Origin of the sequence: Desulfococcus sp. (genome assembly GCF_041737845.1) — a bacterium.
Classification (GTDB): Bacteria; Desulfobacterota; Desulfobacteria; order Desulfobacterales; family Desulfococcaceae; genus Desulfococcus.
The window spans coordinates 1-26,696 of record NZ_JBGSQX010000130.1 but is presented as its reverse complement, the minus strand read 5'-3'; the positions used below and the strand labels follow the sequence as shown (position 1 = coordinate 26,696).

The window sequence follows — 26,696 nt, the reverse complement described above, 5'->3', positions numbered from 1 at the left end:
GCATCGCCTGTGCCATCCGGAGCGGCATCCACGGACAGGGAAAACGCCCCGCCCCGGTCTCGGCCGCCCGCAGCGACGCCCGGCCCCGGATACACCCCCCCGCCGGAAGGGGACCCGGACAGCCCGGCGGAATGCCGTCTTCCCGATGCTTCGGCCGATATTGCCTACGATCCGGACGATCCCCCGGCGGTGACCTGGGAGAAGCTGACGGCCCTGGTCTGCGGAAGGTCCCAGGCCCTGGGCTCTTATCTTACCCGGAGCACTCTCCATCGCATCGGAGACGGGGAGATCGAGATCGCGGTGCAGGGCAGCGCGTTCAACCTGAAACAGATCCAGAAAAAGCAGGAGATCCTGCAGGACGCCGCGCGGGCTTTTTTCGGCCGCAGCGTCCGCCTGTCGCTCCGCCTCGAAGAGGCCGGAGGCGACCCCCGGCAGAACAAAATCGAGCAGGCCCACGCCATCCGCCAGGATGCGCTCAATCACCCCATGGTGGCGGCCGCCATTGAAATCTTCGACGGCACGGTCGTCGACGTCAAAATCCTATAGGAGGCAGTGATGATGAAGGGTATGGGAAACATGATGAAGCAGGCGCAGAAGCTTCAGGAAAAGATGATGAAACTCCAGGAGGAACTGGCCGGCACCACGATCGAGACCAGCGCCGGCGGCGGCATGGTCAAAGTCGTCGCCAACGGCAAGCAGCAGATCGTCTCCATCCGGATCGAGAAGGAGGTCGTCGACCCCGAAGACGTCGAAATGCTCCAGGACCTGGTTCTGGCCGCGGTCAACGACGCCCTCGCAAAATCCCAGGAGATGGTCTCCAAGGAGATGGGCAAGCTCATGCCGGCGGGGATGAACATCCCCGGCATGGTGTAAGGCGGAGGGGAGTCCTCGATTCGCATGATGCATTACCCGCCGTCCATCCGCCGCCTGATCGGCCGCCTCCAGGCCCTGCCCGGCATCGGGGAGAAGACCGCCGAACGCCTGGCCCTCCACCTGGTCCGCGTTCAGAGAAAGGAGGCCGAAGCCCTGGCCTACGCCATCCTGAACGTCAAGGAGAAGGTCCGGCTCTGCGCCCGCTGCTTCGGCCTGAGCGACACCGACATCTGCGGCATCTGCAGCAACCCCTCCCGGGACGCCTCCCTGCTCTGCGTGGTGGAAAACGTTTCCGAGATGATCGCCATCGAGCGCTCGGGCGCCTATTGCGGGCGCTACCACATCCTCCAGGGGGCCCTGTCGCCCATGGACGGCATCGGCCCGAACGACATCCGGATCCATGAGCTTCTCCTTCGGGTCGACGAAGGCGAGGTCAAGGAGATCATCCTGGCCACCAACACCCACCTGGAGGGGGAGTCGACCGCCATCTACCTCTCGGAGCTGCTCGAGGGCCGCCCGGTCAGGGTGACCCGCATCGCCTCCGGCGTCCCCCTGGGGGGAGACCTCAAATACGTGGATCAGATGACCCTGAAACGCGCCATGGAGACCCGTCATGTCCTCGGATGAAAGCCGATGCGACCCCATCTTTGAATGCCGCCAGTGCGGCGAATGCTGCAACGGATTCGGGGGGACCTATGTCACCCCGGCGGACATCGCGGCCATCGCGGCCCATATCGGCGCCGACCCGGAAACCTTCGTGAGGGACTACTGCCGGAAGGCGGGAAGCCGGCCGGTGATCGCCCAGGGAGAGGACGGCTACTGCATCTTCTTCCGGGACCGCCTCTGCACGATCCATCCGGTGAAGCCCCGCATGTGCCGGGCGTGGCCCTACATCGAAAGCGTGCTGAAAGACCCCGCCAACTGGCGCATGATGGCCGGGTCCTGTCCCGGCATGCGGACGGACGTCCCGGACGAGCGCATTCTCCGGTGCGTTCGGAGGCAGATCGAAGAACAGAGGTCTGACGCGTGATCGGCATCCTGGATTCGGGCCTGGCAGGGCTGGATCTGACCCGGCGGCTCCTGGCGGGCCTTCCCCGGCACCGGTTCATCTATTTCGGCGACACCGCCCACGGCCCTTACGATGAGAAAAGCCCCGAGGCCGTCCTCCGCCGGACCCTCCGGGCCGGGCGGTTTCTCGCGGAAAAAGGCGTCCGGAAAATTGTCCTGGCCTGCCACGCGGCATCGGCCGTGGCGGCGGAAGCCCTGGCGGCGCAATCGGCGGTGCCGGTGATCGATGTGGTGAGCCTTGCGGCCGCGGCGGCCGTCCGGGTTTCCCGGCACGGGAGGATCGGCGTCATGGGGTCCCGGGCGACGATCCGCTCCGGCGCCTACACGGACAGGATCCGGCTGCTTGCGCCCGACGCTGCTGTTTGTCAGGCCGCCTGCCCCCTCATCGGCGCCCTGGTCGCGGAGGGCTGGCTGAAAAAGCCCGAGACGGCCATGATCGTCAAGAAGTCCCTGATCCCCCTCAAGGTCCGGAAGATCGACACCCTGATTCTGGGCGACGCCCATTATCCGGTTCTGGCCGCGCTCATCCAGAGAAAAATCGGCATGCGGGTCCGCCTGGTGGAGCCGTCGGCGGATCTCATCCCTCTCCTTCAGGACGATCCCGCCCCGCCGCCCGGGAACCAGGAGGAGGCGCGGGCCGAATTCTACCTTTCAGACATCCCCCCCGAAACCGAAAGGCGCGCCGCCGTCTTCATGAAGGGGCGGGTCCGCTTCCTTCCGGCAGCGTCCTGACCGTTACCGCCCCGCCGCTCCCGACGGTTCTCCAGCGTCCCCGGCCGGCGCAAAATCCATGACGATTTCGGCGCTCTCGTCCCGCACCGTGATGCGGGCATCGGGATAGCGCCTCTTGAAGACATGGATCATCGACCGGTTTTCCAGCAGGACCGTCGCCGTGAACCCCCGGTACCCGTTCTCCCGGGCGATCCCCTCCAGGATTGTAAGGAGTCGGGAGCCGATGCCCATCCCCTGAAAATCCTCCCGGACGACAAAAGCGACCTCGGCGGTGCCCCCGTCCGCCTGCCCCTGGTAGGTCCCGATGGCCACGATATCCTTATGGCCGCGGATCCGGACCAACCCGATGATGGACATGTTCCTGCGGTAATCCAGGTCGGCCCAATGGTTCTGAGCCATCTGCCGTGGAAACAGCCGGACCCGCCGGAAAAAGCGGTAGTAAACCGTTTCCTCCCTCAGGGAATAGAAAAAATTCCGATACCCGAATTCGTCGGTGGGCAGAATTGGCCGGATCGCCATGCTTTTGCCGTTTTTCAGGGTGATCCGGCTCTTGTAGTGTTCGAGAAAGGTCAGGTCCTCCGCCCGGGGGGCCTTCTGATCGGCGAAGATGTAGTGAAAGGTCTTGGCCGACGAGATGAGATGGCTCCGAAAATCCGGGTGGGCGATCTGGGCCAGCTCCACCACTCGCTGAAAGATGCTCTTGCCCCGGAGTTGGGCGATTCCGTACTCCGTCACCACGAAATTGACGTCCCCCCGGAGGGTGGCGACGCCGGCCCCCTCGCTCAGGTTGGGGACGATGCGGGAGACGGTCCCGTTCCGGGCCGTCGACGGCAGGGCGATGATGGAAAACCCCCCCCGGGCCATGGCCGCCCCGCGGATGAAATTGGCCTGGTCGCCGGTGCCGCTGTAGAAGAGGTGCCCCACGGAATCGGCGCAGACCTGGCCGGTGATGTCGACCTCCAGGGCCGAGCTGATGGAGATGAGGTTGTCGTTTCGGGCCACCACCGAAGGGTTGTTGACAAAGTCGGAACTTCGGAAATAAAAACGGGGGTTGTTGTCCACGTAATCGTAAAGGGCCTCGGATCCCATGCAGAGGGACGCCACTGCGCGGTCGGGCATGAGGGTTTTGTGCTTGTTGGTGATGACCCCCTGTTCGAAGAGGGGGATATACGCGTCGGTAATGATCTGGGTGTGGATGCCCAGGTCTTTTTTCCCGCCCAGGGCTCCCAGAATCACATGGGGAATGTGGCCCACGCCGACCTGGAGGGTCGCGCCGTCTTCCACCAGTTCGGAGACGTAGTAGGCGATGCGCTCGGCCACCTCCCGATCGGGGACGGCGGGGGCCACCTCGATCAGCGGCTCCTCGTGGGGGACCAGGAGGTCGATCTCGTCCACGTGAATGAAGCTGTTGCCCGCGGTGCGGGGCATCCGGGGGTTGACCTGGGCGATGACGGTACGGGCATTCCGGCACGCGGCGTGCGTCACGTCCACCGAGACGCCCGTGCTGCAGAACCCGAAACGGTCCGGAGGGCTTACCTGGATCAGCGCCGTGTCCAGGCCGATCTGGTTGCTGTCGAAGAGGTCGGGGATCTCCGACAGGTAGACCGGGACATAATCGATCTTCCCTTCGAAGGCCGCCCTGCGCATGGTTGCACCGATAAAAAAGAGCTTGAGGGAAAACCGCTCCAGGAATGACGGGTCATCCATATATTCAGCCAGGGTGAAGGAGAGCATCTGGTAGATGAGGATATCCTGGACATCCGGGTTGTCGACCATGCCGCGTATCAGCTGCCTGGGCTCACCGCACCCCGTTCCGATGAAGAGGCGGCTCCCCTTCCGGATCTTCTCCGCTGCCTCCTGGATTGTCACGATTTTGTGCTTCGGGCAATTCTTCATCCATTCATGGGATGTCATGGCGTCCCCTCTGCCGCCATGTGCGTCCTGCGGCGGTTTCCCGGAATTCATAAGCGGCCGTATCGATGCCCGGCAGCGGCCGGATTCGGTGATGCATGACGCCGAATTAGTGTTTGAGTCGGCCGATGATTGATGGTATTCTTCATTCCCCTGTTCCTCCTTTAGGGGAAGCGCCATGGGTTGTCAAGGCGATATGGGCGGCGCAGCGGCGGATATCGGGCTGAGGCGATGTTGACGGTTTTGGATCCCACAGAACAGCAGAGCAGGAGAGCGGATGAACGATCTCACCCTTGAAAACCAGCGCATCGAGACCTTTGTGCGGCAGGGCCGGAAAGCCGAGGCGGTCGAATTGATCTTCAACCTGATCGTTGAAAACGCGAAGGCCAAAAATTTCCCGGCGGCCTATGCCCTCCGGGAAAAACTCTTTGAAGTCGATGCCATGGCCCTGGTTGAAATCATCAGGTCCGCCGAGATCATCGAGGATGAAAAAGGCGGGGCCATCGAAAAGCGGCACCTGGAAATCTGGCGGAAGCTCTACAGCACCCTCATGCCCGAGGAAGCCAACGCCCTGTATTTCAGACTCAAGCCGGCGGTTTACGATGCGGGCGCCGCCGTATTCCGCCAGGGCCATAAAAACCGGCACCTCCATTTCATTGACCAGGGGGAACTCAATCTGGTGTGCCGGGAAGGTTCGACGGAAAAACTCATCCGGTCGATGGGCGCCGGGACCCTGGCCGGCGGGGACACCTTCTTCAATGTGTCCGTGTGCACCACCTCCCTCCTGAGCCAGAGCCGCTCCAGTCTGAAAACCCTTCACCATGACGATTTCACCGACCTGCGGCGGACCATGCCCTCCCTGGCCGTCAAGCTGGAGGACTATTTTTCGAAAACCACCAAGGACCATGAACTGCTGAAGGAGCAGGACATCAACCGCCGGCATCATCTCCGCGTCAGGATCGGCGGCGTCATCCAGTTCTTCATATTGAACGCCGAAGGCGCCCCCATCGCCGATGCCTTCAAGGGCTCGCTCTCGGATATCTCCATTGGCGGCATCTCCTTTTTCATCCGGATCACCAACCCGAAACTCCCCCAGATGCTCCTGGGCCGGAAGATTCGGGTCGAGTTCAGCATCCCGGCCAAACCTTCCGGGATCGACGTGGCGGAGACGGGTGTCGTCATCGGTGTGATCGACCATCTTTTCAACAGCTACTCCGTCCACCTCAGGTTCGCGCGGGAACTCCCCGAATCCCTCATCGAAGCGGCCACGTCCCCCTCCTGATGCCCGCCCGAACGGACCCATACGCCCCGAACCCCGTGGGAACGCCGTGGAAAACGCCATGCAAGCCGGGCCGTAACGACGTCAGCGGGAATTCCCGCCGAATCAATATTTTCTCTTGCGACTTGATCTACATGGGCTTATACTAATGATTTACATTTATTAAGAATGCTAATGTATCGGCCCTTCGGGCCGCGGCATAAAGGGACAGGACACATCATGAACCAGAACTCCCCCATCGTCATCGGATGCGATCATGCGGCGGTGGCGCTCAAGGACATCATCAAAGCCTACCTCGTCGACAAGGCCGGCATCGAGGTCAAGGACGTCGGTACCTTCACCGCGGACTCCGTGGACTACCCGGATTACGCCGTTCAGGTCGCAAAGGCCGTCTCGGACGGAACCTACGCGCGGGGGATCCTCCTCTGCGGCACCGGGATCGGCATGTCCATGGCGGCCAACCGCTTCCCCCGGGTCCGGGCGGCGCTGTGCAGCGACCTCTTTGCCGCGAGGCTCTCGCGGCAACACAACAACGCCAACATCCTGGTGATGGGCGGACGCGTCATCGGGGATATCCTGGCCATCGAGATCCTGAAGACCTGGCTGGAGACCCCCTTCGAAGGGGGGCGGCATCAGTCCCGGCTGGATAAGTTCGACCAGGTGTGTTAAGGCGTCCGGCTGAAGGTGTTCTGTCAACCCATAACCCGAAGGAAGCTGAAAAGGAACTGCCGTTGGAGCTGAATGTCATTGAACGAATCGACCCCGAGATCGCAAGCGTCATCGCCGATGAACTGAGGAGGCAGGAAGAGACTCTGGAATTGATCGCCTCCGAGAATATCGCCAGCCCGGCGGTGATGGCCGCCCAGGGAAGCGTCCTCACCAACAAATACGCCGAAGGCTATCCCCGGAAGCGCTATTACGGCGGATGCAGGTTCGTCGACAAGGCCGAAGAGCTTGCCATCGATCGGGTCAAGCGCCTCTTCGGCGCGGACTATGCCAATGTCCAGCCCCACTCCGGCTCCCAGGCCAACATGGCGGTCTACTTCGCCCTCCTGTCCCCCGGAGACACCGTGCTGGGGATGAGCCTGGCCCACGGCGGACATCTCACCCACGGCAGCCCGGCCAGCTTTTCAGGAAAACTCTTCAATTTCATCCATTACGGCGTCGGCAGGGAGACCGGAACCATCGATTACGACGAGGTCGCCCGCCTGGCCGAAACCCACCGCCCCAAAATGATCGTGGCCGGGGCCAGCGCCTATCCCCGCATCATCCGCTTTGACCGCTTCGCCGAGATCGCCCGGGCCGCAGGCGCCTACCTCATGGTGGACATGGCCCACATCGCGGGCCTGGTGGCCGCGGGGCTTCACCCCTCCCCCGTGCCCCACGCGGATGTGGTCACCTCGACCACCCACAAGACCCTGAGGGGGCCCCGGGGCGGATTAATCCTGGCCCGGGAGGAGCATTCCAGAAAAATCGCAAGCCAGATCTTTCCGGGCATCCAGGGCGGTCCGCTCATGCATGTCATCGCGGCCAAGGCGGTGGCCTTCAAGGAGGCCCAGAGCAGCGCGTTCACGGACTACCAGAAAAACATCGTGAGGAACGCCGCCCGTATGGCCGGGCGGCTGATGGAAAACGGCATCAAGCTGGTGTCGGACGGCACCGACAACCACATGATGCTGGCCGACCTCACCCGCTTCGACATCACCGGGAAGGACGCCGAGCACGCCCTGGACCTGGCGGGGATCACCGTGAACAAGAACGCCATCCCGTATGAAACCCGAAGCCCGCTCGTCACCAGCGGCATCCGCATCGGGACCCCGGCGGTCACCTCCCGGGGCATGAAGGCTGCCGAGATGACGGTCATCGCGGACCTCATCGTGACGGTGCTCAAATCCCCCGGGGATCCCGAAGTAACCGCAGGGGTCCGCGAGTCGGTGCTGTCGCTGTGCCGGAAATTTCCCATTTATCCGGAGGAGCGCGGGACGGCGGGCGATGGATCCTGACGTGAACCGCATCCTGCCCGAACGGCCGTCATGGCTCACCTACTTCATGGACATCACGGGCCTGGTGTCCAGGCGTTCGACATGCATGCGGCGGGCGGTCGGGGCGGTCATCGTCAAAGACAAGAGGATCCTGTCGACGGGCTACAACGGCGCCCCCAGCGGGATCACCCACTGCCGGGAAACCGGATGCCTGAGGGAGCGGCTCAAGGTGCCCTCCGGCGAACGCCATGAGCTGTGCCGGGGCATTCACGCGGAGCAGAACGCCATCATCCAGGCGGCGTACCACGGCGTCTCGATTCGGGACGCGACCCTGTTCTGCACCCACATGCCCTGCTCCATCTGCGCCAAGATGATCATCAACGCCGGCATCACCCGGATCTATTACCTCTCCGGGTATGCCGACGATATGTCCATGGCCATGTTCGCGGAGGGCGGCGTCACGATATCCAAGGTCCAGGACGCCCCCGGGGAATAGCCCATGAAATGCCCGTACTGCGGTGAACTCGACAACAAAGTGATCGACTCGAGGCTCGGAAAGGACGGCAACGTCATCCGGAGGCGCCGGGAATGCATCCCCTGCGGCAGGCGGTTCACCACCTACGAGCAGGTCGAGGACATCCCCGTCATGATCATCAAGAAGGACGGCCGGCGGGAGATCTTCAGCCGCGACAAGGTCCGCTCGGGCATTCAGCGGGCATGTGAAAAGCGCCACATCAGCATGGACGTCATCGAAGAGATCCTGGACGATCTGGAGCGGGACATCCGGGAAATCGACCAGAAAGAGGTTCCCTCCCGTGTCATCGGCGAAAAGGTCATGACCCGACTTCATGAACTCGATGACGTGGCCTATGTCCGGTTCGCATCGGTCTACCGCGAGTTCAAGGATGTGGGCGATTTCGTTTCCGAACTCCGGAAGCTCCGGCGCAAGGACGCGACGGAGAAAGGCATCGAGTCCAAGGATGACTGAGGTCGGGTACATGCAAACGGCCCTGGCCCTGGCCCGAAAGGGATGGGGATTCACCTCCCCCAACCCGATGGTCGGGGCGGTGGTGGTCAAAGACGGCGCGTTCGTCGGCAAGGGCTGGCACGAGAAGGTGGGCGGCCCCCACGCCGAGGTCAATGCCATCGACGACGCGGGCGGCCGGGCCCGGGGCGCAGACCTGTACGTCACCCTCGAACCCTGCAACCACACGGGGCGGACCCCGCCCTGCACGGAAAAGATCCTCGCCGCGGGCATCCGACGGGTCTTTGTGGCCATGGAGGACCCCAATCCCCGGGTCGCCGGCGGGGGCGCAGAATTCCTCCGGGCCAGGGGCGTCCCGGTCATCACCGGCATCCTGGAAGAAGAAGCCCTGCGGCTCAACGAAATTTTTGTCAAATACGCAAGGACCGGGCGGCCGTTCGTCATCCTGAAATGCGCGGCCACCCTGGACGGCCGGATCGCCACCCGGACCGGTGACGCCCGGTGGGTCACCGGCGAGGCATCCCGGGCCCACGTTCACCATCTTCGTCACGGCATGGACGGCATCCTGGTGGGCATCGGGACCGTCCTGGCAGACGATCCCAGCCTGACCACACGGCTCGCAGACGGCCGCGGCCTCGACCCGACGCGGATCATCCTGGACAGCCGCCTGTCCATCCCCGAGGGCGCGAAGGTATTGACCGTCGCCTCATCCGCAGGCGCCGTCATCGCTGCCGGAGAGGCGGCGCCGGAGGAAAAGGCGCGCCGGCTTTCGGAAAAAGGCGCCACGGTGATCCGCCTCCCAGAGGCGGGCGGCGGCCTCGACCTCGGCCGCCTCATGGCGCGGCTGGGGGAAATGGGCATCACGAGCGTTCTGGTCGAGGGCGGCAGCCGGGTGGCGGCATCGGCCCTGAAAGCCGGGATCGCCGACAAGATCATGTTTTTTTTCGCTCCGAAGATCCTGGGCGGCGACGACGGCATTCCGATCTGCAGGGGCGAAGGGCCGGCCCGGATGGACGACTGCATCCCCGTGAAGGAGATGGCGGTCCGCCGGTTCGGAGAGGACGTGCTGATCGAAGGGTATGTCGACGGCGGCCGGACCCCGTGACAGGATGGAGGCTATGTTTACAGGGATCATAGAAGGATTGGGGACGATCCGCGGCATCCAGCCTTCGGGCGAAGGCTGCAAGCTGGCCGTCGACGCCGACTTCGCCCTCGCGGGCACCCGGCTGGGAGACAGCATCGCCGTCAACGGCGCCTGCCTCACGGCGGTGGCCCTGAACGGCCGGAGCTTCACCGTCGACGTCTCCCCCGAAACCATGGCCAGGACCACCTTCGGCCGCATGCGGGCGGGAGACCGGGTCAACCTCGAGCGGGCGCTCCGGCTCTCGGACCGCCTGGACGGCCACCTGGTCTCCGGCCACATCGACGGGATGGGCTCCCTGGCCGACCGGAAGGCGCGCAGCAATGCCATCATCATCTCCTTCCGCGTCCCGCGCGACCTGACCCGGTACATGATCCCCAAGGGGTCCGTGGCCGTCGACGGGGTCAGCCTCACCATCAACGCCGTGACGGCCGACGGGTTCGAGGTGAGCCTCATTCCCCTCACCGCCAGGCTGACGACGGTGGGAATGAAAGCGGTCGGCGACGCCGTCAACATCGAAACGGACATGATCGGAAAATACGTCGAGCGGTTTGTCACCGGCGGGAAGCCCAAGACGGCTGCGGGCCAGGACGGCGTCGACATTGACTTTCTGGCCAGGCACGGCTTTCTGTAAAGGCCGCTGCGGGCTGAACCATCCGCCTCCGGCTCGGGTTTGGTCGGCGGATCATCCAAAAGGCATCAAAGGAGTTAAAGAAGAACCATGCCGCAAATCTCTATCGAACAGGCGATTCAGGACATCAAAGACGGTCGCATGGTCATCCTCGTCGACGACGAGGACCGTGAAAACGAGGGAGACCTCACCATGGCGGCCGAGAAGATTACCCCGGAGGCCATCAACTTCATGGCCAAATACGGCAGGGGGCTGGTCTGCCTGTCCCTGACCGGAGCCAAGGTCGACGCCCTCAAGCTGCCCATGATGGTGCAGAACAATACATCGAGGTTCGAAACCGGCTTCACCGTCTCCATCGAGGCCAAGAAGGGCGTCACCACGGGCATCTCCGCGGCCGACCGTGCGACGACCATCCTGACGGCCGTCGCAGACGGCTGCCGGCCCGAAGATCTGGCCCGGCCGGGCCATATCTTCCCCCTCCGCGCCCGGGACGGCGGGGTCATGGTTCGGGTGGGGCAGACCGAGGGATCGGTCGACCTGGCGCGCCTGGCCGGTTTGAAGCCCGCGGGCGTCATCTGCGAGATCATGGACGACGACGGCACCATGGCGCGGATGCCGAGGCTTGAAAAGTTCAGCAAGGAGCACGGCATCGGGATCTGCACCATCGCCGACCTCGTGGCCTACCTGCTCCGGAACGAATCCTTCGTGCGCCGGGCCGCGGATACGAAAATCCCGAGCCGCTTCGGGGGAGAGTTCCGGATCATCGCCTACGAAAACGATATGGACAACCTGACCCATATCGCCCTGGTCAAAGGAGAGATCACCCCTGAAACACCGATTCTGGTCCGCGTCCACTCGGAATGCATGACCGGCGATATCTTCGGCTCCCTCCGGTGCGACTGCAGCGACCAGCTCCACAAGGCCATGGAGATGGTCGAAAAGGAAGGCGCGGGCGTGATCCTCTATCTCCGCCAGGAGGGGCGCGGCATCGGGCTGGTCAACAAGCTGAAGGCCTATGAACTGCAGATCAATCACGGCCTCGACACCGTCGAGGCCAACCGGGAACTCGGTTTCAAGGACGACCTCAGGGATTACGGCATCGGCGCCCAGATCCTGCGGGACCTGGGCGTGAGAAAGATGCGGCTCATGACGAACAATCCCAAGAAGATGGTCGGCCTCCAGGGATACGGCCTCAGCATCGTGGAGCAGGTGTCCATCGAGATCCCGCCCAACGATTTCGACCGGTGTTACCTGGAATGCAAGAAACTGAAGATGGGCCATCTGTTGAACATCGACGCCAACCCCTGACCCCCGGCCGCCTGTCACGCGGAAGCGCAGGGGGATGCGCCGCAAAGGCCCTCCTCCCGCCTTCCGCCCGCGAACCCGAACCCAAAAAAGGAGAATTTCATGCCGAATATGTTTGAGGGCAAACTGATTGCGGAGGGGAAAAAATTCGCCGTCATTGCCAGCCGATTCAATGATTTCATCACCGACCGCCTGGTGGGCGGCGCCCTGGACGCCCTTTCGCGCTCCGGGGCGGACGATGCGGACATCGACATCGTCAAGGTGCCGGGAGCATTTGAAATACCGCTTCTGGCAAAGAAGATGGCGGCAAAAGGCCGGTATCATGCCATCATCTGCCTGGGCGCCGTGATCCGGGGATCCACATCCCACTACGACTATGTATGCGCCGAGGTATCCAAGGGCATCGCGGCGGTCACCATGGAATCGGAGGTCCCGGTGATCTTCGGCATCCTCACCACCGACACTATCGAGCAGGCCATCGAACGGGCCGGTACCAAGGCCGGCAACAAGGGCTGGAGCGCGGCGGTCAGCGCCATCGAGATGGCCAATCTGATGGACGTCGTCAACCAGGCATGAATCCACCATGAAAAACCGTCGCAAATCCCGAGAGGCGGCCCTTCAGGCGCTCTATTACATGGACATCCGGAACGATCTCTCCCTTGAGGCGCTGGCGCTGTTTCAGCGCTGCTTCCCCCAGTCCGAAGAGGTGCTCCCTTTTTTCGAGACGCTGCTCAAGGGGGTCATGCGGAACCGTTCTCAGATCGATCGGCTCATCGAACGCTTCTCGAGCAACTGGAAGATCGGCCGCATGGCCTGCGTCGACCGCAACGTTATGAGGATTGCGCTGTATGAGATCCTTTACATGGAGGATATTCCGGAAAAGGTCTCCATCAACGAAGCCATCGATATCGGAAAGAAATTCGGGACCGACGAGTCGGGAGCCTTTATCAACGGCATCCTCGACAGCGCTCACATCGCACTGAAAAACAAAGAGATCCTGGTTGATGCCGAATCCGATTCGGCGATCCCCGATCGACTTCAGGAGGTGGAAGCCCCCGAGGCCGAACCGGATGAAGAAGACCCCGGCGTCTCTTTTTCACGAGTGACGGGAAAACCGGGGGTGGTGCGGCGGCGCGCGGCGCCGGCGGCCGCCGTACCGAATGAAACACAAAAGGAATGAGGAGTGCACAAAGATATGGATACGAGGAAGATTCTTCTGACGGAAGATGAAATACCCCGCAAATGGTACAACATCCTTGCGGACATCAAGATGAATCCGCCACTGGGACCCGACGGGAATCCCATCACGCCGGATGCCCTGGCCCCTGTTTTTCCCATGAACCTGATCGAACAGGAGGTCAGCACCGAGCGCTGGATCGACATCCCCGAACCGGTCCTGGATATCCTGACCATCTGGCGCCCCGCGCCGCTGGTCCGGGCGAGATCCCTGGAGAAGGCCCTGGGAACGCCCGCCCGGATCTATTACAAAAATGAGAGCCTGAGCCCCCCGGGAAGCCACAAACCCAACACGGCCGTTCCCCAGGTCTACTACAACAAGATCTTCGGCACCAAGCGGATGACCACCGAAACCGGCGCCGGGCAGTGGGGCAGCGCCCTGGCCTTTGCCTGCGCCCAGTTCGGCATGCAGTGCAAGATTTACATGGTCCGCGTCAGCTTCGACCAGAAGCCCTACCGCAAGGCCATGATGGAGACCTGGGGCGGACAGTGCGTGGCCAGCCCCAGCACAGAGACGCGGGCCGGCAGGGAAGCCCTGGAGCGGGATCCCCACACCCCCGGCAGCCTGGGCATCGCCATCAGCGAGGCCATCGAGGCGGCGGTCGGCGACGAGACCGGCAAAACCCGCTATTCTTTAGGCAGCGTTCTCAACCACGTCATGCTTCACCAGACCATCATCGGCCTCGAAGCCAAGAAACAGTTCGAAAAAATCGGCGAATACCCGGACGTCGTCATCGGCTGCGCCGGAGGCGGCAGCAATTTCGCCGGCCTCGCCTTCCCCTTCGTTCTCGACAAGATGAACGGCAGAAAGATCGACATCCTTCCGGTGGAGCCCGCCGCCTGCCCCACCCTGACCAAGGCGCCCTTTGTCTACGATCACGGGGACACCGCCCGGTACACGCCGCTGATGCCCATGCACAGCCTGGGCCATGCCTTCGTCCCGCCGCCGGTCCACGCCGGCGGGCTGCGCTATCACGGCATGGCCCCCACCGTGAGCCAGATCGTCACTGAAGGCATCGCGACGCCCAGGTCCGTCACCCAGATGGACGCGCTGGCGGCGGGGCTGCTCGTCGCGAGAACCGAAGGGATCATCCCGGCCCCCGAGACGACCCACGCCCTGGCCTGCGTGATCGACGAGGCGAAAAAGGCCAAGGAGGAGGGCAAGGAAAAGGTGATCGTCTTCACCTGGAGCGGACACGGGCTTCTGGACCTCACCGCCTACGAAAAATTCCTCTCCGGACAATTGACGAACTTTATCCTGACGGACGAGGAGATCGAGCGGTCGGAAAAAATCTTTGAAAATTTTCCCAAACCCGCCCTGCTGAAGAGCCGCTGATGGATCCCGAAGATCTTGACCGCTTTGAACGCCGCTGCCCCCGCCTCGGGGGTCCGGTCCGGTTCCGATACTGCCTCACCGCGGAGGAGGAAGGAAAGGCGTGCCATAAAACCATCGACTGCTGGTGGGAAGTTTTCGACGTGGTGACGTTTCTGAGGACGCATCTGTCGGCAAAGGCCTTTGAGACCCTCACGCAGAACCGGCCGATGAACAAGGTAACCAGTCTGGTGGGCCTCATTGAAAAAGCCCGGAAGCGTCTCTCCGGGAAATGACCCGGACGCCCGGGCGAGGAACGGCGCCCGCGGCGCCGGGGGCCGCCTCGGGTCCGGAAGGAAAGGAAAATCCCATGATTTTGAAAAGTATGGAAGTCGGGCCGATCATGGCCAATTGCTATATTCTGGGGTGCGAGGAAACCATGGAGGCGGCGGTCATCGATCCGGGCGGCGACCCCGACCGGATTCTGCAGATGCTGAAGGGGCTGGGCCTCGCGGTCAAGCTGATCATCAACACCCATGGTCACTTCGACCACGTGGGCGCCAACAAGCGGCTGAAAGACGCCACGGGCGCGCCGATCTGCATCCACAGGGAGGACGCCCCCATGCTCGCCCATCTCAGCCAGGCGGCGGCTTCCTTCGGTCTTTCCGCGGAAAACTCCCCGACGCCCGACCAGATGCCGGGTGACGGCGACACCCTCACCTTCGGCAGGATCACCCTGAAGGTGATCCATCTGCCGGGCCACAGCCCCGGAGGGATCGCGCTCCAGACCGGGGACGCCGTCTTTGTCGGGGATACGCTCTTTTCCGGCTCCATCGGAAGAACGGATCTGCCGGGCGGCGATTTCAATCAGCTCATCAACAGCGTCCGCAGCAAGCTTTTCACGCTTCCCGATGAAACCCAGGTCTACTGCGGGCATGGCCCGGCGACCACCATCGGGAGAGAGAAGCGATACAACCCCTTTTTCCGGTAACCGAAGATCGCCCGGGGAGGCGCCGGGTTTCCGGACCGACGCCGCCTTTCCGGGCCGCCGCCCATCCGCAACGAGGGCCGGAACGTCGAATCCTTCTGCCGCGGAAGGCCGCAGGCGATTCCCGGCAGGTTCCCCGGAGTCCGATTTTTTGTTTCAATTTCTCCTGTAAAGTGCTTACATATACCGTAGCGTACGCTGGACAGACAACTTTTCAAACCGCCCCCGCATGGGTGTGGTTTATGCCGGACCCCAGATCATGACAATTCTAAGTGACAGGAAACCGACGCGCCCGATTCACGTCGGGCAGGTTCAGATCGGGGGCATGGCGCCCATCGCGGTCCAGTCCATGACCAACACGCCGACTGCGGACGTTGAAGCGACGACGGGCCAGATCCTGCGCCTGGAACGCGCCGGATGTGAAATCGTGCGCGTGGCGGTTCCCGACATGGCCGCCGCCGCAGCGATCCGGTCGATCCGCAAGGGCATCGGCATCCCCCTGATTGCCGACATCCATTTCGACCATCGGCTGGCCATCGCCGCAGCCAGGGCCGGGGCCGACGGGCTGCGCCTCAACCCCGGCAATATCGGGGGCATGGACAAGGTGGCCGCTGTCGTGAGCTGCGCCAAAGACCACGGTCTCCCCATCCGCATCGGGGTGAATTCCGGCTCCCTTGAAAAGGATATCCTGAAAAAATACGGCGGCGCCACGGCGGAGGGAATGGTCGAAAGCGCCCTGCGGCACGTGGAGATGCTCCATTCCTGCGATTTTCACGAGATCAAAATCTCCCTCAAGGCATCGGATGTCGGCCGGACCGTGGCGGCCTACCGATTGCTCTCCCAAAAAACCGACTTCCCCCTCCATGTCGGGGTCACGGAGGCCGGCGGGATCTTTCCGGGCATCGTCAAATCCGCCCTGGGCATCGGCATGCTGCTTGCCGAAGGCATCGGGGACACGATCCGCGTCTCGCTGACCCGCGACCCGGTGGAGGAAGTCCGGGTCGGATATGAAATCCTGAAGGCCCTGGGGATCCGAAGGCGCGGGCCGGAGATCATCAGCTGCCCCACCTGCGGCCGCTGCCGCATCAATCTGTTCGAGGTGGCCGAGGAGGTCGAGAAGGCCCTGATGTATGTCGTTGCGCCCGTCAAGATCGCCATCATGGGGTGCGTGGTCAACGGCCCGGGGGAAGCCAGGGAGGCCGATATCGGCATCGCCGGCGGAGACGGCGTGGGCATCCTCTTCAAAAAAGGCGAGGTGGTCCGAAAGGTCCCCCATGAAAAACTGGTCGAGGTGCTGCTGGCGGAGGTCGAGCGCTTCACCGCATCCCAACCGACGGCGGATCCTTCATCGACCTGCATGCCCTGATCCTGGAAAGGCGGCGCGGGGGAAGACCCGGTTCGAGAAAGCAAAACGAAAGGAACACCATGGCAACACAACCGAAAAGCGCAATCACGCCCACGAGGACCGAAGATTACTCGGAATGGTACCAGCAGGTGGTCAAGGCATCGGACATGGCCGACCGCTCGCCGGTCCGGGGCTGCATGGTCATCAAACCCTGGGGATACGCCCTCTGGGAGAATATCGTCCGGGAGCTGGATGACCTCTTCAAGGCCACCGGGGTGAAAAACGCCTATTTCCCGCTTTTTATCCCCTTGAGCTTTCTCGAAAAAGAAGCCGAACACGTGGAGGGGTTCGCCAAGGAATGCGCCGTCGTCACCCACCATCGCCTCGAAAAGAACGCCGCAGGCGGCCTGACCCCTGCGGGCGAGCTGGCCGAACCGCTGGTCGTGCGCCCCACCTCGGAAACCATCATCGGCGACTCCTTTGCCAAGTGGGTCAGCTCCTACCGGGACCTTCCGCTGCTCATCAACCAGTGGGTCAACGTGGTGCGCTGGGAGATGCGGACCCGCATCTTTCTCCGGACCAGCGAGTTCCTCTGGCAGGAGGGCCATACCGTGCACGCCACGGCCGAGGATGCCCTGGAACGCACCCGCCTGATGCTGGACGTCTACACCCGCTTCGTGCAGGACTACCTGGGCATGCCCGTCATCAAGGGTCGGAAAACCGCCTCCGAACGGTTTCCGGGCGCGGTGGACACCCTCTGCATCGAGGCCATGATGCAGGACCGGAAGGCGCTTCAGGCCGGCACCTCCCATTTCCTGGGCCAGAATTTCGCCAAGGCATCGGGCATCAAATTCCAGACCGCCGAAGAGAAGGAGGAGTTCGCATGGACCACCTCGTGGGGGACCTCCACCCGGATGATCGGCGGCGTGATCATGACCCACGGGGATGACGACGGGGTGATCATGCCGCCCCGGGTCAGCCCGGCCCACCTCGTGCTCCTCCCGATCTTCCGGAACGACGATGAACGGACCAAGGTCATGGAATACACCGCAAGCCTCGCCGCCGAGCTGAAGGAAATCTACTACCACCACGCCCGCGTCCGCGTCGAGATCGACGAACGGAGCATCGGCGGGGCACGGGGCTGGGAATGGATCAAGAAGGGCATCCCCCTCCGGGTGGAGATCGGGCCCAGGGACATCTCCGAAAACGCCGTCTTCGTCGCTCGGCGCGATATGGATCACCGGCAGAAGAAATCCTTTCAACGGGAGGTCTTCACGGGGGGCCTCTGCGATCTCCTGGACGAGATCCAGGGCAACCTCTTCCAGCGCGCCCGGGCTTTCACCGACGACCACACCCGGACCATCGACACCCCGGAGGATTTCTACGGCTTCTTCACCCCCGACAACCTCGACAGGCCCGAGATTCACGGCGGCTTTGCCATGAGCCACTGGTGCGGCGATGCTTCCTGCGAGGCGAAGATCAAGGAGGACCTCACGGTCACCATCCGCAGCATCCCCCTCGACAACGCCCCGGAAAAAGGCCGCTGCATCTGCTGCGGGAAGCCGTCAGGCGAGCGCGTGGTCTTCGCCAAAGCCTACTAAACCTGAATCCGGGGGTTCCCTGCATCATGGTTCGTATCAGCGACATCATTGATAAAATGATCGAAGTCAACCCGGACGCGGACATCGATCTCATCGACCGCGCCTATATCTACTCCGCCCGGGTCCACGACGGCCAGGTTCGCCTGTCGGGAGAGCCCTATCTCTCCCATCCTTTAGAGGTCTCGGCGATCCTGGCGGATATGAACCTCGACGCCGTCTCCATCGCGGCGGGACTCCTCCACGACGTCGTGGAGGACACCCATGCGACCCTGGATGAAATTTCGGAGATCTTCGGTCCGGATGTGGCCCACATCGTCTCGGGCGTGACCAAGCTGAGCAAGGTCGAGACCCACAGCGCCCATCAGCGCCATGCCGACAGCATCCGGAAGATGATCCTCGCCATGGCCGACGACATCCGGGTCATCCTCATCAAGCTGGCCGACCGTCTCCACAACATGCGCACCCTTGGCTTTCACAAGAACGACAAGAAAAAGCGGGATATCTCCCAGGAAACCATGGACATCTACGCGTCCATCGCCTCGCGCCTCGGCATCTACTGGATGAAGCGGGAGCTGGAGGACACCTCGTTCATGTTCATCATGCCCGAGGAATACAACCGGATCAAGGGACTCGTCAGCAAGGACAGGGAGGAGCGGGAGCACTATATCGAAACCGTCATGGGGCTCATCCGCAAGGAGATGGACGAAGCCGGCATCCCCTGCGAGGTCCTGGGCCGGTACAAGCACTTCTACAGCATCTACCAGAAGATGATCACCCAGAACCTCGAATTCGAGGACGTCTACGACATCGTCGCGTTCCGGATCATCCTGGAAACCAAGAGCCAGTGCTATGAAGCCCTGGGAATCCTCCATGCCCTCTGGAAACCCATCGACATCAAATTCAAGGACTATATCGGGCGCCCCAAGCCCAACATGTATCAATCCCTCCACACCACCGTCATCGGCCCCTACGGCGAGCGGGTGGAAATCCAGATCCGCACCCGCGAGATGGACCGGGTGGCCAAATCCGGCATCGCGGCCCACTGGAGCTACAAGGAGGGGAAAAACCCGGACAAAAGCATCAGTGAAAAATTCGCCTGGATACAGAACCTGATCGAAAACCAGGCCAACATCGACAACCCCGACGAGTTCATGGAAAGCGTCCGGATCGACCTGTTTCCGGACGAGGTCTATGTCTTCACCCCCCAGGGCCAGGTCAGATCCCTGGTCAAGGGCGCGACCCCGGTCGACTTCGCCTACCTGATCCATACCGAGGTCGGCAACCAGTGCGTCGGCGCCAAGGTGAACGGACGCATGGTCCCCCTCCGCTACGAACTGAACACCGGCGACATCGTCGAGATCACCACCAACAAGAACCATCAGCCCAGCAAGGACTGGCTCAGCTTCGTCCGGACCGTCAAGGCCCGCTCCCGCATCCGGCAGTGGATCAAGACCCAGGAAAAGGAGAGAAGCATCTCCCTGGGCCGGGAGATGTGTGAAAAGGCCTTCCGCAAGCACAAGCTCAACTACAATGACGTGATCAAGTCCGAGGAGATGGAGACGGTGATCGTCGACTTCGGGTTCAAGGCCCTGGAGGATCTGATCGCCAATGTGGGGTACGGCAAGATCACGCCGCTCCAGGTGGTCCGGAAATTCATCCGCAAGCCTCTGGATGAAGAGGAAAGCGACGAATCGCTGCTGGACCGGATCATCCACCGGGTTCGGAAGAAGAAGCCCAAGACGGGCGGCGTGACGGTCAAGGGAATCGACGATGTTCTGGTCCGGTTCGGGAAGTGCTGCCAGCCCGTCCCCGGGGATTCGGTCGTCGGGTATATCACCCAGGGGCGCGGGGTGACCGTCCATCGGGTCAACTGCGTCAATGCCCTTCAGGTGAATCCGGATCGGCAGATCGAGGTGGAATGGAACGACGCGTCAGGCGGAGAAACCTACCCGGTCAAGATTCATATTCAATCGTTCGACCGGGTGGGGCTCCTGGCGGATCTGGCGTCGAACATAAGCAAAAACGGCGCCAATATTTTGAACGTTCACTCGGAAACCCGGGAAAACCAAACTGTCGACAGCATTTTCACCCTGGCGATCAAGGACATGAATCATCTCAATCGTGTCCTGTCGGACATCAAAAAGGTCAAACAGATTACCCGGGTCGAGCGCATCGAAGGTTGACGGTCCCGAAAAAAGCCCGATATCTGGGTTGCGCGTATCCCTCGTCACTGCGGCGTACTGCATGTACGCCGCACTTCTCTGGGTTCGCAAGCCGTATCTCGAACTTTTTACGAAACCATCTGTATGATGGACGTTAGGCCGCCTTGACGACCCGACCGGTCTTGATGCACTGGGTGCAGACGATTATCTTCCGGACCTGTTTGCCCCGCATGGCCCGGACCCGCTGCAGGTTGGGGTTGAAACGGCGTTTGTTGAGATTGTGCGCATGACTGACGTTGTTTCCGACCTGCGGGCGTTTGCCGCAGATCTCACACATTTTGGACATGATGATCACTCCTTGACTCTGGATGTTTCACTTCGGTTTCGTTTCTCGGTGCCAATTTGATGAGACCGTGGCGGGACGCACCGTGATGGCCCCGCAGGTGACTCGGCAAAAGCGCAATTGTGTAATATAGGCGATGCGTTTTCCCGTGTAAAGATTTTTTTCAGACTAATCGACCGGCCGTGCGCCGGAGGACTCCGGTTCGGTGGATGCATCCTTCTCGTCCGATTTGGCATCCAGGGCGTTTTCCCTGAGTTTATCCTCGCACAACGCGATGTACTGGATCGCTTTCTGGTGGATCCCCACGTCCGGATAGTTGGCGAGAACGGATTTGAAGCGCGTGAGGGCGGGCCGGTAGTTCTTGTTCTTGAAATAGAACATGCCGACATAAAACTCGTGGCCGGAGAGGCTTTTCTGGCATGCCTTGATATTTTCCCGCGCCTTTGCCGCGTAGGGATCGTCGGGAAACTGCTTCACGAGCCGCGCATAGACCTCCATGGCCTTTTCCGCGACGCTCTGGTCCCGGTCAACCGTATCGATCTGCTCGAAATAGCAGGTCCCGATCTGGTAGATGACATAGGGGATCGCCTCGTTTCTCGGGTGGAGGCTCTCAAACGCCTCGTAGGCGGCGATGGCTTCGTCGTACTCTTCCAGCCGGTAGCGGGCGTCTGCGATCTTGAGCTCCGCCAGGATCGCATACTTGCTGTAGGGATACCAGTCTTTGAGCTTTTCAAAGGATTCTATGGCGTTCCGATAATCGGCGCTTTCATAGTTGTACATGGCGTCGCTGACGAGGTCCTCGGAGGACTCTTCATCCTTCGACTGGAACCACGAGCACCCCGCGAGAAACACCACCAAGGTCATGACCGCTAAAATTGTTTTTTTCATCTCACCAACTGGTCTATGTAATGCTCCGCAGAAGCGGCGGCAAGGGCGCCGTCACCCACGGCGGTGGCGATCTGACGCAGGGGCGTGGCCCTCACGTCTCCCGCCGCGAATATGCCGGGAACCGACGTTGCCATGTGATCATCCGTCTGGATAAAGCCCTGGGCGTCCCGCGCAAGACCGTCTCCCAGAAAATCGGCATTGGGGTGAATGCCGATCCACACAAAAAAGGCGTCCGCCCTGAGCGTCCGCCCTTCACCGGACTTGAGGTTCCGGATATGGATGTTCTCCACGTGGGTGAGGCCGCTGACGCCCGTCACCACCGTATCCCAGAGAATCTCTATCTTTTCGTTGCCAAGGGCCCTCTCCTGAAGAATTTTCTCGGCCCGGAACCGGTCCCTGCGATGGATGAGATAGACCTTGCTGGCAAACTTCGTCAGAAACACGCTCTCCTGAACCGCCGTATCCCCCCCGCCCACGGCGGCGACCACGCGGTCCTTGTAGAAAGGCCCGTCGCAAGTGGCGCAGGAGGAGATCCCTTTTCCGAAGAACTGATCCTCCCCGGGGACCCCCAGCTTTTTCGGAGAAGCCCCCGTGGCGACGACGACGGCGCAGGTCCGGAAGCTCCGGCCCCCGGCGTTGACCACCTTGACCGGCCCTTCCAGGCTCAGGGATTCGACCTTCCGGGCATCCATCTCGAGGCCGAAGCGTTTGGCCTGATCGGTCATTCCCCGGACAAGGTCGATGCCGGTGATGCCTTCGGGATAGCCCGGGTAATTCTCGACCCGGTCGGTAATGAGAACCTGCCCCCCGGGAAGATGGCCTTCCAGCAGCAGCGTCCTGAGGCGCGCGCGCGCCGCGTAAAGCCCGGCGGTCAATCCGGCCGGGCCCCCGCCGATGATCACAAGATCGAAATCAACATCTGCCATTCATGATTCCCCAAACTGCGTGCAGATCCGTTTCACGAAGGGGATCGCACCCGATGGACGGACTGCCTGTCTTACAGCAGTTTGTTGATGGCCTCCTCCAGTTTGGCCTTGGCGACCATCCCGGTAATCTGGTCGGCGACCTCGCCGCCCTTGAAAAAAATGAGAGTGGGGATGGCGCGGATGCCGTATTTCGCGGGTGTGATTGGATTGTCGTCCACATTGCACTTCGTGAATTTGATCTTTCCTACGAAATCCTTTGCGAGCTGCTCGACTGTCGGTGCGATCGCCTTGCACGGCCCGCACCACGGCGCCCAAAAATCCACCAGAACCGGTATGTCCGATTTCAGCACTTCCGCTTCAAATCCGTTATCGTCAATATCCATAACACCTTCGGCCATAATCCTGTGTCCTTTCTTTGGGGTTGTTGAATCCAGAGATTATAGTGACAGCAGGGTTTGTTGTCAACCAGATTGCATTGCGGCAGGGGGCCGGCGCGGCCGCGGGATTGACAGGATCCAGGCCTTCTGCTACCTCTGGTGCCATGCCCCGGAGGCCCGGTCACGCAGGGTTCCCAGGCCCATCTCCCTGCTCCCGGCGTCCATATCCTGTTCTCTTCCGAAAGGAGGCTTATCCCCATGAGCAACAAAATCCGCGTCGGCGCCCTGATTTCTGGCGGGGGCACCAACCTCCAGGCCATCATCGACCGCAGCCTGGCCGGACAGCTCGACGCCCATATCGTCTTTGTCGGGTCCGACACCCCCCGCGCGGGAGGTCTCGAACGGGCCGGGAAACACCATATCCCCCGGTTCTGCGTGGACTATTCGGATATCATCCGCCGATACAGGGAAGATCCCGGGGGGATTTCCCCGCCCCCGGATTTCGACATGGACCGCGTCCTCTCCCGGCAGCACCTTTTTCCCCCCGGCACCGACCCGGGCACGCTGACGCGGTTTTTCACGGCCCGCGCCGCGGCCGAGGCCGCGCTCCTTGAGCAGATGGCGGTTCACGGCTTCGACCTGCTGGTCCTGGCGGGATTCATGAGGACCCTGACGCCCTATTTCATCGACCGCGTCAACGGCGACCCAGAAAAGCCCCGGATCATGAACATCCATCCGGCGATTCTGCCTGCCTTTCCCGGCGTGGACGGCTACGGCGACACCTATCGCTACGGCTGCAAAGTCGGCGGGTGCACGGTTCATTTCGTCGATTACGGCGAGGACTCGGGCCCCATCATCGGGCAGCGGGCCTTTCCCATCGCGCCCGGGGATTCCCTGGATGCCGTAAAGGAAAAGGGGCTCCGGCAGGAGTGGGAGCTCTATCCCGAGTGCATCCAGCTTTATGCCGAAAACCGGCTCAGGGTGGTCCGAAGAGGCTATGCGCCGGGGGATGGGCGGACGGCGGAGAGGTCCGTTGTGGAGATCTTGGCCCGGTCGGCTTCATAGGCGGGGCGCCGCGCTCATTTCCTTTTTTTCGAAGGGCCTTCCGGCGGTCCCGGGAAGGCCTGGGGATGCATCCTGGCGCAGAGGTCCTGCCAGCGGCACGAAGCGGGATCGCATTCCGCTCCGGGCTTGCCGAAGCAGGCCCGGCCCCCCTCGATGCGCTGGATGCTGCGGATGAGGTGCGGAATGTCGAGGGTGCTGCCTTCCTGACAGGATCCATTCTTTTCGCCCATCTCATGCCCCTCCGAAGACTTGGGTGGGTTGAGGTGGCGGGTTGCCACCGGCTTCTCCTCAACTTCAATAAACCAGGGAGGCCCGGTTTGTACATAGGGGATAGGCATCATTTGCATGGGATATTTTCCCGAAAGACCGAAGGATGACCTGACCGCGCGCGCCACCGGTCGCCTCAGCGCCGCTCGGGATCCGTTGCGCCGTCCCGGAAAGGAAATTTGATGAAAATCCGGGTGCCCTCCCCCGGCCGGGACCGGATCTCCATGCGTCCCATGAGGAGGTTGACCCGCTCCGTCATGCTGCTGATGCCCATCCGCCTTTCGCCGCCGGCAGGCTGACCGCGCTCCCCGGCATCAAATCCCCTGCCGTCGTCCTCGATGCGGAGAATGACGTTGGGATACACCCCCACCAGCCGGACGACGGCCCGGCCCGCCCCGGCGTGCTTCCGGATGTTGTTGAGGCCCTCCTGCACCAGACGGTAGATGTTGATCTCCAGAAACGGGTCCATGGGCCGGCCTTTCAGTCCGGCCGAGTAGAATTTCGCGGTGATGCCGGTCTCCTCCTCGAATTCGTCGCAATAGGAGGCCAGGGTCTCGATGAGCCCGATCTCCTTGAGTCCCGGGGGCCGGAGATCGTAGGAGAGGTTCCTGACGCTCAGAATGGACCGCCCCAGCACCGCACCCAGATGGGCGATGGTTTGACGGGTATCCGGGGGCAGCGCCGACGGTTCCCCCGCAAGGAACTCCAGGGAGATTTTGACGGTGGAAAGATCCTGGGCGAGAGTGTCGTGCAGTTCATTGGAGATCATCAGCCGCTCGTTTTCCTGCGCGTTCAGGAGCTGCTGGGAAAGGTTCTGGATCTGCCGCTCCGCCTGCTTCTGCCCGGTGATGTCCTCAACCATCTCGATGGCGGCCTGGACCCTGCCGTCGTCGTCCTTGACGGGCGACGAAATAATGCGGAAATAGCGGATGCCGCCGCCCGACGGCGTTTCGGCCACGGATTCGTGCACCTGGCCGTCCCGCAGGGTTTTGATCACCGGGCAATACGAACAGACCTTCTCCCCCGGGGGGTCGTTGAAGCTCCTGTAGCACAGCGGCTCCCCTGAAAAATCGACACGGGGATACCACCGTTTCATCTGCTTGTTCAGCGTCAGTATCCTCATATCGGGGCTGATCAGCGTGGCGCCGATGGCGATGTTGTCAAGGACGCTGCGGTATGGCTGCTCGACCTTTTTCCGTATAGACTCATCCCGGCGCACCCGCTCCGTGATGTCCCGAACGATCCAGACGATCTTGGCCCGCCCTTCCGATACGAATCCTCCCGCGGAAATCTCGCCCGTGAACACCGCTCCGCCGCCGGTCTTTAAAATCCGGATCTCCGGACCCCTGCGGAGCGAATCTCCGCCCCACGGGGGATCCCCGACGGCCAGGATATCCGCTGCGGTCATGGCCAGAAATTTTTCTCCGGCAAGGCCGAAGAGATCCTCGGCGCTTCCGTTGACGGCCTCGAAGCGGCGGGTCTCTTCGTCAAGAACAAGAATGGCATCCGGTGTGGTTTCAAACAGCAACCGGTACCAGGATTCAGGATGGTCCAGCATTTCTCTCATGGGCGATCGTCAGCGGGCCGGAAAATCCATGACGATTCGAAAATCCGGCCGGTTCATGAAACTGGGGGATTCTCCCATGTGAAATGATGAGAACCCCCTATATCAACTTCCTCGGCCTGCGTGCTATGACTGTCCGAAATTCGGACATCGTTGAAGGCTGTTCCGAATTGTCCTGATTTATCAAATCACGGCAGAAGCCTCAACAACCAATTCAGTGTGTTGCCTGATGGATATACCATCACGTCATTCATCGACCGCAGCGCCGCGAGGATGGAGCTTCGTCGGGAGACGCCCCGTCGCATGCCGTCTCCGCATGCCGCGGCATGGAAGCGCCCTGAAGGGACGTTCACAAGCTGATGAAACCGCCCGGGGCGCTCTCGAGGCGACCGGCCATCCGCGTCCCCGCGGAAGAAGATGAATCCGCGCAAGGAAAGGAAAACCCGCATGAGCCAGCCGAAAATCGCCGTCGACCTGATCCTGAAAAAACTCACGGAGAGCAGCGAAAAGGCCAAGACGCTTGCCCAGAAAGCTTCCGAAGTGCTCCTGGGGCCGCTGGAAACCGACCTCGCCGCGACGCCCTACGCGGTGGTGTACGAAGAGGACCGGGTGAAGCTGAAGCACTACCGGCCCGAAAAGGTCACCCACAAATTCCCCCTCCTGGTGGTGTACGCCCTGATCAACCGGGAGACGATGCTCGACCTTCAGCCCGGGC

The 26,696-nt window shown here is 61.9% G+C and carries 29 protein-coding genes and 1 pseudogene; 23 read left to right on the top strand and 7 right to left on the bottom strand.

Features of this window, described 5'->3' with window-relative positions; all coding sequences use genetic code 11:
* The 5 genes from ACEW8N_RS15040 to murI all read left to right on the top strand — a co-directional run.
* A partial coding sequence (locus ACEW8N_RS15040; protein ID WP_373500655.1) for a hypothetical protein occupies nt 1-546 on the top strand: 546 nt, incomplete at its 5' end.
* 9 nt (nt 547-555) lie between these two features.
* Entirely contained in the window at nt 556-873 is a 318-nt protein-coding gene (locus ACEW8N_RS15035; protein ID WP_373500654.1) for a YbaB/EbfC family nucleoid-associated protein, read from the top strand.
* Nucleotides 874-897: 24 nt separating this feature from the next.
* Nucleotides 898-1,500 carry a recombination mediator RecR gene (gene recR / locus ACEW8N_RS15030; protein ID WP_373500653.1) on the top strand — a complete coding sequence of 201 codons (603 nt, stop codon included), beginning with the start codon at nt 898-900 and terminating at the stop codon, nt 1,498-1,500.
* On the top strand, nt 1,487-1,903 hold the full coding sequence (locus ACEW8N_RS15025; protein ID WP_373500652.1) for a YkgJ family cysteine cluster protein: 417 nt from the start codon (nt 1,487-1,489) through the stop codon (nt 1,901-1,903). The genes recR and ACEW8N_RS15025 overlap by 14 nt, the downstream gene beginning before the upstream one ends.
* The gene (murI, locus tag ACEW8N_RS15020; protein WP_373500651.1) at nt 1,900-2,673 is read left to right on the top strand and encodes a glutamate racemase; all 774 of its coding nucleotides are present in this window, start codon (nt 1,900-1,902) and stop codon (nt 2,671-2,673) included. The genes ACEW8N_RS15025 and murI overlap by 4 nt, the downstream gene beginning before the upstream one ends.
* Before the next feature lie 3 nt (nt 2,674-2,676).
* On the opposite strand, the gene ACEW8N_RS15015 is transcribed toward murI, so the two are convergent.
* Nucleotides 2,677-4,587 (bottom strand): GNAT family N-acetyltransferase, encoded by a 1,911-nt coding sequence (locus tag ACEW8N_RS15015; protein WP_373500650.1) that lies wholly within the window; start codon nt 4,585-4,587, stop codon nt 2,677-2,679.
* Nucleotides 4,588-4,861: 274 nt separating this feature from the next.
* Between ACEW8N_RS15015 and ACEW8N_RS15010 the strand changes: the two genes are divergently transcribed.
* From ACEW8N_RS15010 to ACEW8N_RS14935, 16 genes are all read left to right on the top strand, one after another.
* Nucleotides 4,862-5,866, top strand: coding sequence for a cyclic nucleotide-binding domain-containing protein (locus ACEW8N_RS15010; RefSeq protein WP_373500649.1), 1,005 nt, complete (start codon nt 4,862-4,864; stop codon nt 5,864-5,866).
* Nucleotides 5,867-6,082: 216 nt separating this feature from the next.
* Nucleotides 6,083-6,532: a ribose 5-phosphate isomerase B gene (gene rpiB, locus ACEW8N_RS15005; RefSeq protein ID WP_373500648.1), complete on the top strand. Its 450-nt coding sequence runs from the start codon at nt 6,083-6,085 to the stop codon at nt 6,530-6,532.
* Between the two features lie 62 nt (nt 6,533-6,594).
* Nucleotides 6,595-7,866, top strand: a complete 1,272-nt coding sequence (glyA, locus tag ACEW8N_RS15000; RefSeq protein ID WP_373500647.1) for a serine hydroxymethyltransferase — start codon at nt 6,595-6,597, stop codon at nt 7,864-7,866.
* Nucleotides 7,856-8,341 carry a cytidine/deoxycytidylate deaminase family protein gene (locus ACEW8N_RS14995; RefSeq protein ID WP_373500646.1) on the top strand — a complete coding sequence of 162 codons (486 nt, stop codon included), beginning with the start codon at nt 7,856-7,858 and terminating at the stop codon, nt 8,339-8,341. Before glyA ends, ACEW8N_RS14995 begins: the two co-directional genes overlap by 11 nt.
* 3 nt (nt 8,342-8,344) lie before the next feature.
* Nucleotides 8,345-8,833, top strand: a complete 489-nt coding sequence (nrdR, locus tag ACEW8N_RS14990; protein WP_373500645.1) for a transcriptional regulator NrdR — start codon at nt 8,345-8,347, stop codon at nt 8,831-8,833.
* Nucleotides 8,826-9,935, top strand: a complete 1,110-nt coding sequence (gene ribD, locus ACEW8N_RS14985; protein WP_373500644.1) for a bifunctional diaminohydroxyphosphoribosylaminopyrimidine deaminase/5-amino-6-(5-phosphoribosylamino)uracil reductase RibD — start codon at nt 8,826-8,828, stop codon at nt 9,933-9,935. Before nrdR ends, ribD begins: the two co-directional genes overlap by 8 nt.
* Before the next feature lie 13 nt (nt 9,936-9,948).
* Nucleotides 9,949-10,605: a riboflavin synthase gene (locus ACEW8N_RS14980; RefSeq protein WP_373500643.1), complete on the top strand. Its 657-nt coding sequence runs from the start codon at nt 9,949-9,951 to the stop codon at nt 10,603-10,605.
* 87 nt (nt 10,606-10,692) lie between these two features.
* Nucleotides 10,693-11,910, top strand: a complete 1,218-nt coding sequence (locus ACEW8N_RS14975) for a bifunctional 3,4-dihydroxy-2-butanone-4-phosphate synthase/GTP cyclohydrolase II (RefSeq protein WP_373500642.1) — start codon at nt 10,693-10,695, stop codon at nt 11,908-11,910.
* A 99-nt stretch (nt 11,911-12,009) separates the two neighbouring features.
* Entirely contained in the window at nt 12,010-12,483 is a 474-nt protein-coding gene (gene ribE, locus ACEW8N_RS14970) for a 6,7-dimethyl-8-ribityllumazine synthase (protein WP_373500641.1), read from the top strand.
* A 7-nt stretch (nt 12,484-12,490) separates the two neighbouring features.
* Entirely contained in the window at nt 12,491-13,087 is a 597-nt protein-coding gene (gene nusB, locus ACEW8N_RS14965) for a transcription antitermination factor NusB (protein WP_373500640.1), read from the top strand.
* A 15-nt stretch (nt 13,088-13,102) separates the two neighbouring features.
* Nucleotides 13,103-14,479, top strand: a complete 1,377-nt coding sequence (locus tag ACEW8N_RS14960) for a TrpB-like pyridoxal phosphate-dependent enzyme (RefSeq protein WP_373500639.1) — start codon at nt 13,103-13,105, stop codon at nt 14,477-14,479.
* On the top strand, nt 14,479-14,751 hold the full coding sequence (locus ACEW8N_RS14955; protein ID WP_373500638.1) for a hypothetical protein: 273 nt from the start codon (nt 14,479-14,481) through the stop codon (nt 14,749-14,751). Before ACEW8N_RS14960 ends, ACEW8N_RS14955 begins: the two co-directional genes overlap by 1 nt.
* A gap of 74 nt (nt 14,752-14,825) precedes the next feature.
* On the top strand, nt 14,826-15,446 hold the full coding sequence (locus ACEW8N_RS14950) for an MBL fold metallo-hydrolase (protein WP_373500637.1): 621 nt from the start codon (nt 14,826-14,828) through the stop codon (nt 15,444-15,446).
* Between the two features lie 256 nt (nt 15,447-15,702).
* A complete protein-coding gene (gene ispG, locus ACEW8N_RS14945) occupies nt 15,703-16,809 on the top strand; it encodes a flavodoxin-dependent (E)-4-hydroxy-3-methylbut-2-enyl-diphosphate synthase (RefSeq protein WP_373500636.1) in 1,107 nt (368 codons plus the stop codon).
* A gap of 59 nt (nt 16,810-16,868) precedes the next feature.
* Nucleotides 16,869-18,389 (top strand): proline--tRNA ligase, encoded by a 1,521-nt coding sequence (gene proS / locus ACEW8N_RS14940; protein ID WP_373500635.1) that lies wholly within the window; start codon nt 16,869-16,871, stop codon nt 18,387-18,389.
* A gap of 26 nt (nt 18,390-18,415) precedes the next feature.
* Nucleotides 18,416-20,572, top strand: a complete 2,157-nt coding sequence (locus tag ACEW8N_RS14935; RefSeq protein ID WP_373500634.1) for a bifunctional (p)ppGpp synthetase/guanosine-3',5'-bis(diphosphate) 3'-pyrophosphohydrolase — start codon at nt 18,416-18,418, stop codon at nt 20,570-20,572.
* A 133-nt stretch (nt 20,573-20,705) separates the two neighbouring features.
* Here the strand turns inward: ACEW8N_RS14935 and rpmB are convergent, their stop codons facing one another.
* The 4 genes from rpmB to trxA form a co-directional block, all read right to left on the bottom strand.
* Nucleotides 20,706-20,897 carry a 50S ribosomal protein L28 gene (gene rpmB / locus ACEW8N_RS14930; RefSeq protein WP_373500633.1) on the bottom strand — a complete coding sequence of 64 codons (192 nt, stop codon included), beginning with the start codon at nt 20,895-20,897 and terminating at the stop codon, nt 20,706-20,708.
* Nucleotides 20,898-21,062: 165 nt separating this feature from the next.
* Entirely contained in the window at nt 21,063-21,782 is a 720-nt protein-coding gene (locus ACEW8N_RS14925) for an outer membrane protein assembly factor BamD (RefSeq protein ID WP_373500632.1), read from the bottom strand.
* Nucleotides 21,779-22,708 carry a thioredoxin-disulfide reductase gene (trxB, locus tag ACEW8N_RS14920; protein WP_373500631.1) on the bottom strand — a complete coding sequence of 310 codons (930 nt, stop codon included), beginning with the start codon at nt 22,706-22,708 and terminating at the stop codon, nt 21,779-21,781. The genes ACEW8N_RS14925 and trxB overlap by 4 nt, the downstream gene beginning before the upstream one ends.
* 71 nt (nt 22,709-22,779) lie before the next feature.
* Nucleotides 22,780-23,106 carry a thioredoxin gene (trxA, locus tag ACEW8N_RS14915; protein WP_373500630.1) on the bottom strand — a complete coding sequence of 109 codons (327 nt, stop codon included), beginning with the start codon at nt 23,104-23,106 and terminating at the stop codon, nt 22,780-22,782.
* Nucleotides 23,107-23,343: 237 nt separating this feature from the next.
* On the opposite strand from trxA, the gene purN reads away from it, so the two are divergent.
* Nucleotides 23,344-24,150, top strand: a complete 807-nt coding sequence (gene purN / locus ACEW8N_RS14910; RefSeq protein WP_373500629.1) for a phosphoribosylglycinamide formyltransferase — start codon at nt 23,344-23,346, stop codon at nt 24,148-24,150.
* Nucleotides 24,151-24,164: 14 nt separating this feature from the next.
* Here purN and ACEW8N_RS14905 read toward each other — a convergent pair whose 3' ends face one another.
* Nucleotides 24,165-24,428: a hypothetical protein gene (locus ACEW8N_RS14905; RefSeq protein WP_373500628.1), complete on the bottom strand. Its 264-nt coding sequence runs from the start codon at nt 24,426-24,428 to the stop codon at nt 24,165-24,167.
* Between the two features lie 125 nt (nt 24,429-24,553).
* Complete coding sequence (locus ACEW8N_RS14900; RefSeq protein WP_373500627.1) at nt 24,554-25,984, bottom strand: PAS domain S-box protein; 1,431 nt, start codon at nt 25,982-25,984, stop codon at nt 24,554-24,556.
* Between the two features lie 444 nt (nt 25,985-26,428).
* On the opposite strand from ACEW8N_RS14900, the pseudogene ACEW8N_RS14895 reads away from it, so the two are divergent.
* A pseudogene (locus tag ACEW8N_RS14895) lies at nt 26,429-26,696 on the top strand (class III poly(R)-hydroxyalkanoic acid synthase subunit PhaC); the annotation flags it as partial.